An 11,989-nucleotide genomic window follows, 5' to 3' on the forward strand; every position below is an offset into this window, starting at 1 on the left:
CCCCCCCCCCCCCCCCCCCCCCCCCCCCCCCCCCCCCCCCCCCCCCCCCCCCCCCCCCCCCCCCCCCCCCCCCCCCCCCCCCCCCCCCCCACGGCCCCTGCGTGTGCGGTCAGGAGCGGTTGGCGTTCGACGGGCCGAAGAACTCGATCTCCGCGATGGCGACCTGCTTGTCGGCGGAGGTCGTGTGCGACGACTCGACGGTGAAGCGGACCTTCGTGACGTCGCCGACGGGGAACGGGCGCCGCTGGCCGCCCGCCCCCTGGTCCAGGGTCAGCCGGCGCGTGGTGACCTTGCCGTCCTTCCCGGTGATCGTCGCCGTGACGCGGTGTGGAAGGGCGGACTCGCCGGTCTTTTCCGCCCGCGCCGAGACGCCCGGGGTGATGACCAGGTCCAGCAGTCGGGTCGGCTCGCTGAAGGTGGCCTCGATCCACTCGCCTTGGCCGGACTGCGAGACGCCGGGCCCCCACCAGGTGTTGGTGCGCTTGTCGAAGACGAGCTCCGGCTGGTGGCCGGGATACGAGCGGGAGGCCGCGATCCGGTCCGGGGCGACCGGGGCCCGCTGGGCGAAGTGGTCCCGGGTGGCCTGGATGCCGGCGGGCAGGTACACGAAGCCGAGGATCGCCAGGGTGACGAGGACGGCGAGGGTGATCCAGGTGCCGATGCGGTCGAAGACACGGCGCAGCCGGGGGCGGTCGCCCGCCCACGGCGTCTCGCGGCGCCGCCCGTCGAAGAGGCGGCGCCACCAAGGAGCCCGTCCAGATGCGGCGGCGGCCCCGCCGGTTTCGGCCAGCGGCATCGCGCAGCGCACGCAGTAGTGGCGGTCGGCACGGTTGGGCGTCGAACACCACCGGCACGGCGGGCCGCCCTCGACTCCGGGCTGCTGTCCGGGGGCTCGTACGGCGGGCCGGTCGGTGTCCGGTCGGCCGGGTAGGACGGGCGCGGCGGCGGCCGGGACGGGGCGCGGCGCGTCCGCCTCTGCCACGGGCACGAGGAGGGACCGGGCCCGGTCGGACATGGTGTCGCTGAGCGCGTGCGGAGCGGGTGCGGCGGGCACGTGGCCGGTGGGCACGTGCCCGGCGGGCGCGTGTCCCGTGGGCGCGGGCCCGCTGGGCGCGGCGTCCTCCGGCGACGGGACCTCCCGGCGCGCCGGGCCCGCCGACCCCGCGCCCGCCGACTCGGCGCGCCCCGGCGCGCCGACCGATCCCGGACCTTCCGAACCCGCGCCGGTCCCCGGGCCTGCCGACGACTGCGGAACCGACGCCGGTCCCCCCGAACCGCCGGAGCCCGGCGCCGCCCCGTCCGGCCGGGCGGCGTCCGCCGGGCCCGCTGTCGTGCCGGCGTGCGCGGGCGTACCGGTGTCGGAGCCGCCCGCCGTTCGGGCCTCGGGCGCGGCTCCGGCCGGCCGTGCCGCCTCGTGCGGCGGCTGCGCAGGGTCGGCTGCGGGCCCGTGCAGGTGCGGCGACGGGTCGGCGGGCCGCGCACCGCGGGCGGCGCCCTGGTGGTCCCAGCCGAGCACGGCACCGCACGCGTCGCAGAAGGACTGGCCCGGTTCTGCGCGCGTTCCGCATTCGGGGCAGTTCTGCGTGGTCATGTTTCCGGAGTCCTTTCGGTGGCGGTCACCTCGACCGTGTACGGCATGTGGGCGGGGCGGGCGGCGGCGACGAGGGAGTCCAGGCGGTGGGTGTCGGCCGGAGTCGGCTCGGGCAGGCGCAGGGTGACGTGCAGACGGGGGCGCGGCGCGCCGGGGAAGGGGCCGAGCGGGCGGGCGTTCCAGTCCGCGCCGCCGCTCTCGGTGATCTCGGGTGCGACGCCGAAGGCGAGTCGTACCGCCTCCGTGAGGCCACGGGAGGTGCCGCGGACCCGGTGCAGCGCGACGGCGGCCGCGACGGCGGCCCGCAGCCTGGGCTCGGGCTCGCCGCCGTCGGTCTCGGCACCCACCCAGGTGCCGAGCCACCGTGCGAAGTCGGCCGGGGCCAGCGCCGGGTCGAAATAGCTGTCCAGGCAGTCCAGGACGTTGAGGATGGGCGCGAGGACCTCGTCCAGACCGCCGACGAACCGCTGGGCCAGGTCGTCGTCGGCGAAGACGGCGGGGAGCATCGCGCCCAGCGGGAGCGAGGAGCCCAGGCCGTCGACGGAGCCCCGGTAGGGAGTGGCCGTCATCCGTCGTCCCCGATCACCCGGACGCGATGGTCGAAGGAGAAGACCAGCGAGGGCCGCTCCAGGTCGATGCGGTCGGTCGGGTCGCCGCGCTTGCCGGTGAGGGGATCGGCGGGGTGCAGGACGACCTGGTCGACCAGTTCCACCCCGGCGACGCGCTGCAGTACCGCGAACACCTCGCCCGCCTGGACGGGCCTGCCGAAGGGCCAGCCCTGCCCGTCCGCGCCGCCGGTCAGCGGGTCGAGGTGGCGGTAGAGCGCGTCGTGCGCCTGGCGGCGCACCCGGTCGGTGTCGACGCCGCGGAAGGCGTGCACCGTGGCGACGACGGTGACGCCCTGGTAGTACGGCGGGCCGACGGCCAGCCGGGTGCCGATGAGACGGCGCTCGTCGAGGTGGCGGGTGATTCGGCGCAGCAGGTCGTCGCCGGGCACCAGTTGCTCGAAGCGCAGCCGCCCGCCCGGATCGGGGACGGCCTGGGGGACGACGAGGACGCGGACCGCGTAGGCGCCGTGCTCGCCTTCCCCGCCCTCCAGACAGGTGATGCGCGCGGTCTCGGGTGCGGCGCGCCGGGCGAGCTCCTCGTAGTCGCGCAGGGTGACGGCGCGGTCCTGGGCGCGCAGCGTGATCGGCGCCCGCAGCTTGGCCTCCTCCACCGTCTCGCCGTCGACGCCGCCGCGCGCCGCCTCGCGGTTCACGACCTCGGCCACGTACGGGATGGAGGTGCGCAGCACCTGGACGGCGCCGCGCGCCACGTTGCCGCCGCGTCCGCCGCCGGTGCGGTAGCGGTGGGCGCGGACCACGGAACCCTTGGGGGCGACCGCCCCGTACTGGCGCAGCGTCCCGTTCGGTTCGCGGACGGCCGGGCCGAAGGCGATCTCGCCGGTGGCGCCGTCCAGGGTGACGTGGCGGTCGCCGGGCCGGGACGCGGCGAAGTGCGGGACCACCTGCCAGTCCTGCCAGCCGTCGCCGTCGGCGGTCTGCAGGAGCAGCGGCGGGTCGTCGGCGACGACCGGGGTGTGGGTGAGCCGCAGCCGCTGGCCGGGCAGTCCGGTGGCTTCGCCGAGGGCCTCGTCGTGGACGGTCTCGGCGTGCACCGCGCGCGTGGTGCCACCGATGGTGTACGCATCGACGGAGCGGATGCTCGGCGAGGTGGCGTAGAAGGGCTGGCCGGGCAGTGGATCGGTGACGCGGCAGCGCACCCAGCCGGCCTCCCGCCCGCCGTTGCGCGAGAGCACATGGCCGCCGGGCAGGTGCAGGACGACGTCGCCGGGGCGGTTGAGACCGCCGGTGCCGTCCCGGTCCACCTCGCAGGGCTGCCAGCCGTCCTCGGTCCACGCCTCCCACAGCAGGGGCGGCTGGCGCGGATCGACACCGACGCCGTCGACGCGGCTGTCGAGCTCCAGGGCGAGCGCGCAGTGCGGGGCGGCCGCGGTCAGACCGATGAGCATGCAGTCGCCGGGGTTCGGGGCCTCGGCGAAGCACAGCACGTCCTTGCCCTCGACGAGGTCCGCGGTGCGGTCCGCGACGGGCTGCCCGCGGTGCTGCACCACCACGTGGGACATCGCGCACGGGACGACGGCCAGGTCGCGCTCGGTGGCGAAGACGACGGCTTCCTCCCTCTCGGTGCGCAGCGTGGCGACCTCGGCGCCGGCCGGGACCAGGACCGCGTCCTCCTGGGGCGCGGACAGCCAGAAGGTGACGTCCGTGTGCGCCGCGGAGGGCGGGAAGAGGGTGATGCCCACCAGGTCGAGGAAGGCGAGGTGGTTCTTCTCCGGGACGCGGTTGAGCCGGTACACGATCTGGTCCGCCATGTGCGCGACCGTCTCGACGAGGGTGACGCCGGGGTCGGAGACGTTGTGGTCGGTCCACTCCGGGGCGCGCTGCTGGATGTAGCGCTTGGCGTCGTCGACGAACTGCTGGAAGCGCCGGTCGTCGAGATGGGGGGAGGGCAGGGACATCAGTGGTCGCTTTCCAAGGAGCCCGGCGTGCCCGGCTCGTCGTGGGAGGGGATGACGTAGAAGGGGAAGACGAGGCTGCGCGGGTTGTTCGTCCCGCGGATGGCGTACCGGACGTCGATGAACAGGACGCTCTGGTCGGTACCGGTGGAGACCTCCACGTCGTGGACCTCGATCCGGGGTTCCCAGCGGTCCAGGCTCACATGCACCTCGTGCTCGATACGTCCCGCCGTCTGCTCGTTGACCGGGGCGAAGACGAGGTCGTGTATGGCGCAGCCGAACTCCGGGCGCATCGGCCGCTCACCCGGGGCGGTGGCCAGGACGAGCCGGATGGCCTCTTCGACCTCGCGCTCGCCACTGACCAGGGCGATGCCCCCGGTGGGTCCGATGCGCATCGGGAACGCCCAGCCGGAACCGACGAACTGTTCGGCCATCAGGGGGCCACCTGCCTTCTCCTCGTGCCGGCGGCACGGGCGTGCGCCGGTGCGGTCGTCCTGTCATGCGGGGAGGGGGTACTTCACGGTGTTGACGTAGACGAGCCCCATGAGATCGACCTTGATGGCGCGGATGCCGACGTTGGCGATGGTGTTGACCTGGACCGTGCCGCCGGAGGTGATCATGGTGGCGCCCAGGGCCTTCAGGCTGAGCGCACCCATCGCGTCGACGCTGACGGCGCCCGCGAGCGACTTGATGTTGACGATGCCGCGGCCCTCGATGTCGAGGAGGCCGCCGCTCTTGATCGTGAGCCGGCGCCGGGCGCTGAGCGTCAGGTCGGTGCCGGCCTCGACGGACACCGAGCGCCCGCCCTTGATGGTCACAGAGCCTTTGCTGTCGACGGTGATCTCCGTCCTGGTGCGGTCGAGGTTGATCGTCAGCCGGTCGTCGCCGCTGGCGATGCGCACACCCTGCTTGCGCCCGCCGGTCCGCTGGCTGAGCAGGTCGACGCGGTTGGCCTGCCGGTCGGACAGGGTGTGCCGGGCGGCCTTCCGTTTGAGTCCGTCGTGCAGGGGCACGTCGTCGACCCGGGTGGGCAGGTCACGGCCGTTGTAGAGACCGCCGATCACGAACGGGTGGTCCAGCGCGCCCCGGTCGAAGGCGACCAGCACCTCGTCTCCGACGTCCATGGGGAACACGCCGCCGCCGCCCACGCCCCCGGACTGCACGCTGCGCGCCCAGTCGCTGACGTACGTGTCGTCCAGCCACGGGAACTGGAGCTTGACCCGGCCCTGCTTCAACGGGTCCTGCACGTCGGTGACGATGGCGTTCGCGACGCCGGGCAGCCGGGCGGCGCTCGCGGTGTCCGCGCCGCCTCCGCCCGAAGCCAGCCCGTACAGGGAGCGCCACTGGCGTCCGCTCACCGTGATCCACGACTCGTAGTGCCTGCCATCGCCGAAGACGTGCCGCACGGAGGTGACGGTGTACTTGCCCTCGAAGGGCCTGCCCACGTCGGCGAGGGCGACGGGCACGCCGGGCCGCAGCTCGGGATTGCCGTACACGGCCACCTCCAGTTCCGCGAACGACGAGGTGACGTCGGCGGCGAGGGCTTTCGCGGCCTGCTGGACCTCGTCCTGCCGGTCGTACGGCGTGCCGGTCTCGACGAGCTGCGCCGAGGTGAACGCCCCGGCCGCCTGGCCGGGGGTGAGACCGATCGAGACGCCCGGGTCGGTGGTGGCCGGCGCCGTCTCGACGATCTTCTTCTTGGTCGTCACGTTCCAGCCGCGCGACTCGACCGTGCCGACCTGGTCCGCGGCGGTGACCGCCGCCCGCAGCCGGAGGATGTCGTGGCCGGCCTGGAGCACGAACGGGCTCCTGTCGCCGTCGGTCCGCGGGGACGGCGCGCCGGCCGACGGGGTCGGCGTGACGAACCGGAACTTCCCCTTGGCGTCCAGGGACATCACCATGCCGTTCTCGTCGGCGAGTCGGGAGAGGAAGTCCCAGTCGGTGACGTTGGGCTGGCTGATGAACCCGTACGCACCCTTCGTCGACTGGATCCGGCCGATCGGCACGCCGTCCAGGGCGGCGAGCCTGCGGGCGATGTCCGAGGCCTTCTGGTTGCGGTAGGCGGCGACGCGGCGCCGGCGCATCATCCGGTGCCCGAAGTCGTAGCCGCGGATCACGGTGAAGCTTCCCGTGCCGTCGTAGTCGGCCTCCAGCGCGGTGACCTCGCCGGTCAGCAGGGGCTTGCCGCCACCCTGGCCGTCGGCGATCGGCGTCAGGACCACCCTCGTGCCGAAGGTGACGCCGAGCTTGCCGAGGACCAGCCGGTACGGGTCGCGGAAGGTCAACCGGAACGCGGCGGGCACGCCGACGCCCTGGTCGACCCAGCCCTCGACGAGCAGCGGGGCGATGTCGTCGGGGAGCTTCGCAGGGCCGATCCGCACCTGCATGATGCTGGAGAACGCGGGCTGCACCATCAGCGCGACACCTCCTCGGGTGCGGGAAGCACCAGTTCGGTGCCCGCCGGCAGCCGGGACGGGTCGTCGATGCCGTTGCGCTCGGCGATCGCCCGCCACACGGTGGCCGTGCCGTACTCCCGCCACGCCAGCGACTGCAGGGAGTCGCCCGCCACGACCCGGTGCACGCGCTGGGCGGTGAGCGCGCCGGAGGTCGGGTTCTGGCCCTTGGTCTTCCCCGGGATCTCCACCAGGTGCACCTGACAGGTGGCACGGATGGGCACGCCCGTGGTGCCGAAGAGGCTGTACGACGCCTCGACGGAGCTCACGTACGCAACGAAGCGGGCCGTGGAGAACGACCCCCACTCGAACACCACCCACGGCGGCGACGGCTGGTCGGCGGCGATGCTCTTCGCCGTCACCTCGCAGCAGCCCAGCAGCGACTCGACCTTCTTGAGCACCGTGTTGCCGGTCGGCGCGGCCGACGAGTCCAGGAAGACCTCCAGGGTCATCTCGCGCGGCTCGGCGCCCATGAACTCCGGCTTGGAGCCGTCCCGCACGGCCATCGTCGGCGTGGCCTTCCACTGCGCGCGCTGGCTCAGGGACAGCTGCGCCGGATTGAACTCGAAACCGAACGTCCGCATCAGCGCCCCGGGCGTCGTGCTCGTCCCGACCGGCGGCTCGTGGATCGCCAGCGTCGCGCGCACCAGGCTCTTGCCGGCGCCCCTGCTGCTCGTGGCCATGGGTGTGCCTCTCCTCCGCTCCGTCGCGCCGTCAGTCCGTGAACCCGTGGTGGGCGATCTCCAGGACCTCGGTGGCCACGGCGGGGCTCGCGGGATCGAGGGTGGGGCCCTGCCAGCTGACGGGCAGGACGTCGATGAGCCCCCAGCGGGCCACCAGCGACCCGTCGGCCCGCAGCGCCGTGATCTGGGCGGTGGGCCGCTTGATCCCCGTCTGGACCGACGAGATCCACTGGGCGACCTTCGAGGTGTCCGGAGTGAGCGGCCGGGTGAGCCGGATGGTGGGGAAGGTGACACGGGTGGGCAGGTGCCACACGAAACCGTTGTTGCCGCCTTCCTGGCGGTGCTCGATCTCCACCTGGGAGGACAGGCCTTCGCATCCGTTGAAGAAGCCGAGGCTCTCGCCGTCGATGGTGAGGGTGAACCAGATGGTGGACCCGGGGTCCTGGCGAGGCATCCGAGGTGGGCCTTTCTGTCGTCCTGTGGTGGGCGCGCGAGGTGCCCGCGGTGAGGAGGACCGCGGGCCGTCCGTCAGGCGCGCGGATCGCGGAGTCTGCCGATGCGCTCGCGGTCCATGCGCAGTTCGGTACGGACGAGGCGGGTGACCCGGCCGATGATCCGGTGCACCAGCTCGTCCAGCTGGAACTCGGTCAGTTCGCGGGGGTCGAAGCCGCCGGCGGGGACCGCGGTGTACTCGGGCGGCGGGTCCTCCTGCACGGGCGCCGCCCCGGGAGCCGGGCGGCCGCCGGGCGCAGGCGCGCTGTGCGCCGCGAACAGCTGGTACGACGGCGGCGGTCCGGTCGGCGGGGACGGTGCGGGCGGCGGCGCCTGCTGCGACGACGGCCGCAGATGCCCCGACGTCGAGGCGGCCGCTGCGGCAGCGGTGGCCGCGAGCGCACCGACGGACCGGCCGGAGCGGGACCCGGCGACGAAGGACGGAAAGCGCTGGACCGCGGGCCCGGACGGTGCCCGGGCCGCCGGTACCGAGGGCAACGCCGGGGGAGCGGCCGCGTGCGGCGGACTCAGCGGTGCCACGGCGAGCGGACCGTGCGCCGTCGGGTGCACGCCGGGCAGGGAGGGCCGGCGCAGGGGAACGCCCCGGAGGGGGGCCGCCCGTCGGAGAGGCGGAGCGTCGGCCACGGCCGTACGGGGAGGGGCCGGCACGGGCCGCGGGGCATCGGGCGTGGGCGGCGTGGGCAGCGTGGTCGGGAGGGCCGGGGACAGCCGGCTCACCGGGGGCGTGGCGAACGGCGCGGGTGGTACCGAAACCCGTTGGACCGGCGGAGCAGCGGGAGCGGCGGCACGGGAACTGCCTTGCGCCGGCGCGGCGACCGGCGCTGTCCGGCCCGGCACAGCGGCGACCGGGGCGCCGAGCGAGGAGCGTCGCCGCGCGGCGGAGGGTGTGGAAGCGGAGGGGTGCCGCGGGGCGTCGGGGGTACGCGCGCTCGCGTGGCCCGGGGCCGTGCCGTGGGCGTCGGCCGGCGTGGAGGCCGGCGCCGCCACGGGCGCCGCCGGACGCCCCGGAAGTGCCGGGGACGACAGCGGCGCTCCCAGCCCCGCACGGGGAGGCACCCCACCGGGCCGTACCCGGCCAGCGAGCGCCGGGCCGGTGGCGGTACGGGTCGGACGCTCCGGGCGGGGGCCCGGTGTAGGGCTGCCGTGCCGGGATTCGGTGCGGTCGGGGGCCGACGGGGGCACGGCAGCGGAGTCGCGGCGGACGGCGGACTCCGCTGCGTCGGCAGGCGCGGGTGGCGGGAGGGGCGTGGAGCGCTGCACCGCAGGCGTTGCCGTGCCCGGCCGGGCGGCCGGGGCAGCAGCGGATGCCTGCACGGCCCGTGTCCCTTCCGGGCCTGCCGCCCCGGGCGGGAGGTAACGGCCGGTGGGCGTGTCGGCGCGCGCGGCCGTGGGCGGGGGCCCGGCCGCGGAGACGGCGCGCTGGACGGGCGTACTTCCGGGGCTGCCCGTAGGCGCGGACGCTTCGGCCCGGGGAACGGTGTGGGCGTGCGGGGCGGGCCGCGGTGTCGCCGGGGCGCCGGTCCGCGGGACGCTGGCTGCCGGGGCTGCCGGGGCTGCCGGGGCTGCCGGGGCTATCGGGGCCGTCGGCCGCTCGGCGCCGGCGGTGGGGCGCGCGTGCGAGGCGGCGTCCCGCGGAGCCGGGGCGCCGGGGCCGCCCGCCGAAGCACCCGTCGCAGCGGGCGGGGGCGTCTGGGGTCGGACGGCCTGCTCGGGGGAGGGACCGGCGGGCGCATCCGCGGGCACGGTGGAGGAGCGGCGCGCGTCGGCCGGAGCCGACGGTAACGCTGCCGGCGCGGGTACCGCTCGCTGTACGGGCGCACCGGTTCGGGGCGCCGGTGCCACCCCCGCCGGGCCGGAGAGACCGACCGTGGACGGCTTGCCCCCGGCGCCGGAAGGCCTCACCTCCGGGTCTGACGGACGCGTGCCCGCGCCGGACGGGTTCGTGCCCCCCGCCCGGGACTCGGTCGCCCCGTCGCTCCCTGCCCTCCGGGGGCCGGACGTGTCCGTACGCGGCGGCTTCGCTGCGGGCGGCGTCCCCTCCCGGGGCACCGCTCGCCGGACGGCCGCGGCGGTCCCGGATGTCGGTGCCGTCGTGCTCCCGGCCGGGGCGAATGCCGGTTCCGGGGACTCGTGCGCGGTCTTGCGCGCGGGTCCGGAGGCATCGGTCGTCCCGTCGTGCCCGGGTGTCCGTGGTGCGGACGTCATGGGGGAGGGCACACGAGCGGGGGCGACGGCGGGCGGGTCCGTACGCGGCGCCCTCGCGGCCGGCGCCGCCTCGGATCCGGGCGTGCCGGACCCGCCGGGCACGTCGGTGCGCGGCTCGGAACCCCCGGGGCGGCGCACCGCCTCCCGCTGCACCGGCGTGCCGAGTCCCGTACGCCGGGCGGCCGGAGCCGGGTGCTCCGCAGACGGTGACCGGGGCGGGGTGTCCCGTACCGGACCGCCCTGAGCGGGACGGCCGACCGGCGGGATGCCCGAGGACGAAGGCGGAACGGCGAGGTCGTCCAGGGGCGACGAAGGGACCGTGGACGCCTCCGGGGACGGAGCGTCCCCGGAGGCGGGCGGCCTGCCGGGGCGGGGAGCCACGGCCCGCTGCGCCGGGGACGCGGAGCCCGATGCGGCGACGGACGCGCCGAGGCCGCCGCGGTCCGCACCGGTCGGTACGGACGCCGGGCTCGGTGCCGTCCCTGCCGGTGTCACCTCCGGCACTGCAAGAGCGGTCCGGCGCGTCGAGGGGAGGGTCCGTCGGCGAGCCGCGGGAGCGGCCGGCGCCTTGGTCAGGGGTTGCCGCATCCGCGGCGGAGCCGAGGGTACGGGTGTCACCTGGACGCCGCGGTTCGCCGTCCGCGGCGGGGCCGACCGGTCGGCGAGCGGACGCGGCAGCACCGGCAGCACCGGCAGCACCGGCGGCACCGGCGGCACCGGAGCCGCCGCGACGACGGGCACCGCCGGCCCGGCACCCGCGGGTCGGGTCCCCGCGGGTATCGAGGGCGTCCCGTGCGCCACAGGAAACTCCGTAACCATCGGCACCGCACGGAGCGGCGCCACCGGCATGCGCTGCACGGCGGGTACGCCGACCCGGGGGGCCGACGGCAGTCGGGCGGCGGGCCGTTCGAGTCCCGAGACCGGGCGGGCGGCCGCGGTCGGCGCACCCGCCAGCAGACTGCCGCCCGCTGAAGGGTCCAGGACCGCGGGGGAGGGCGCCCGCGTGAACGACGGGTTCTGCCAGGTCGCCAGTCGCCCGCCGAATCCGGCTTCTGCGACGCCCCTCGCGCCGTCGCCCGTCGTACGCCGCAGCGGCGGCAGGCCGGCCCAGGCGGCGACGGCTGCCGGAGGCGCGAACGGCGCGAACGGCGCGGGAGCCGTACCCCCGGTGGCATCGGCGTGCGCCGTGTCCACGGGTTCGGTGCCCGGAGCCGCGGAGCCGCCGGAGGCCGCAACGCCGGACGCCGCAACGCCGGCGGCGCCGCGCCGCCTCCGCAGCCGGTCCAGGAATGCCACCTGCTCAGCCCTCCGTCGCGCCGCGCGTCACGAGGGACGCGATCTGCTCGGTGTACCGGCGCCGGTCCTGGTGCTCCAGGTCCAGGATCGCGTCCATGCCCCAGTGGAAGTGGAAGGCGACGTACGCGATCTCCTCGTGCAGCCGGTCGGTCGCGTACGTCATGATTCCCCCAGGCGGCTCCCGCCGAGTTCCACCTCGAAGGGCTCCGAGCAGTGCGGGCACTGCACGCCCGCGCGGGTGTGGCCCTCCGCGTTGATCTGGCGGTAGAAGTCCTGGAGGAACGCCAGGTCGGACGCGAACATGTTCTCCACGATCCCGTCGTGCACCATCGGGAGCGTGCCCAGCCGGGTGATGACCCGGCCGAGCAGTACCACCGACAGGTAAGCCGGGTTCTCCTGCACGCGCACGTCTCGCAGCGGGACCAGCTCGTCGCGCGCCGTGGACAGCCGCATGACACCGTCACGGTGCACGGTGCCCGCGTCGTCGACGTAGCCGCGCGGCAGCTCGAAGGGGAACTCGGTGCGCAGCGACTGCCGCGGTACCGGGTCGGCGGGAGCGCCGGCGGATGCACGGTCCGGTGTGGCGGTGGGGGGGGGGGGGGGGGGGGGGGGGGGGGGGGGGGGGGGAGAAGGGGAGGGGGGGGGGGGGGCCCTCTCCCCCACCCCTTTTTTGTGGGTCAGGGAGAGGAGGGAGTGCTGGAACAACCCCTCCCCCCCGTGTGTGTGT

The 11,989-nt window shown here is 75.7% G+C and carries 10 protein-coding genes; all 10 read right to left on the reverse strand.

Going from position 1 to position 11,989, the window contains the following annotated elements; genetic code table 11:
- Positions 1-109 precede the first annotated feature (109 nt).
- A complete protein-coding gene (locus ACZ4VL_RS39035; protein WP_468210271.1) occupies positions 110-1,591 on the reverse strand; it encodes a zinc ribbon domain-containing protein in 1,482 nt (493 codons plus the stop codon).
- Positions 1,588-2,160 carry a phage tail protein gene (locus tag ACZ4VL_RS39040; RefSeq protein WP_468210274.1) on the reverse strand — a complete coding sequence of 191 codons (573 nt, stop codon included), beginning with the start codon at positions 2,158-2,160 and terminating at the stop codon, positions 1,588-1,590. Before ACZ4VL_RS39040 ends, ACZ4VL_RS39035 begins: the two co-directional genes overlap by 4 nt.
- Positions 2,157-4,115: a putative baseplate assembly protein gene (locus tag ACZ4VL_RS39045; protein ID WP_468210277.1), complete on the reverse strand. Its 1,959-nt coding sequence runs from the start codon at positions 4,113-4,115 to the stop codon at positions 2,157-2,159. Before ACZ4VL_RS39045 ends, ACZ4VL_RS39040 begins: the two co-directional genes overlap by 4 nt.
- On the reverse strand, positions 4,115-4,546 hold the full coding sequence (locus ACZ4VL_RS39050; protein ID WP_468210280.1) for a GPW/gp25 family protein: 432 nt from the start codon (positions 4,544-4,546) through the stop codon (positions 4,115-4,117). The genes ACZ4VL_RS39045 and ACZ4VL_RS39050 overlap by 1 nt, the downstream gene beginning before the upstream one ends.
- A 63-nt stretch (positions 4,547-4,609) precedes the next feature.
- A complete protein-coding gene (locus ACZ4VL_RS39055; protein WP_468210283.1) occupies positions 4,610-6,526 on the reverse strand; it encodes a VgrG-related protein in 1,917 nt (638 codons plus the stop codon).
- Positions 6,526-7,248 (reverse strand): CIS tube protein, encoded by a 723-nt coding sequence (locus ACZ4VL_RS39060; protein WP_468210286.1) that lies wholly within the window; start codon positions 7,246-7,248, stop codon positions 6,526-6,528. Before ACZ4VL_RS39060 ends, ACZ4VL_RS39055 begins: the two co-directional genes overlap by 1 nt.
- Before the next feature lie 31 nt (positions 7,249-7,279).
- Positions 7,280-7,702, reverse strand: a complete 423-nt coding sequence (locus tag ACZ4VL_RS39065) for a phage tail protein (protein ID WP_468210289.1) — start codon at positions 7,700-7,702, stop codon at positions 7,280-7,282.
- 74 nt (positions 7,703-7,776) lie between these two features.
- Positions 7,777-8,280 (reverse strand): extensin, encoded by a 504-nt coding sequence (locus ACZ4VL_RS39070; RefSeq protein ID WP_468210292.1) that lies wholly within the window; start codon positions 8,278-8,280, stop codon positions 7,777-7,779.
- 2,986 nt (positions 8,281-11,266) lie between these two features.
- A complete protein-coding gene (locus tag ACZ4VL_RS39075) occupies positions 11,267-11,425 on the reverse strand; it encodes a DUF6760 family protein (RefSeq protein ID WP_468210295.1) in 159 nt (52 codons plus the stop codon).
- Positions 11,422-11,925, reverse strand: a complete 504-nt coding sequence (locus tag ACZ4VL_RS39080; RefSeq protein WP_468210298.1) for a hypothetical protein — start codon at positions 11,923-11,925, stop codon at positions 11,422-11,424. The genes ACZ4VL_RS39075 and ACZ4VL_RS39080 overlap by 4 nt, the downstream gene beginning before the upstream one ends.
- Positions 11,926-11,989 lie beyond the last annotated feature (64 nt).

The sequence above is a fragment of the Streptomyces sp. NPDC029014 genome (assembly GCF_055564695.1).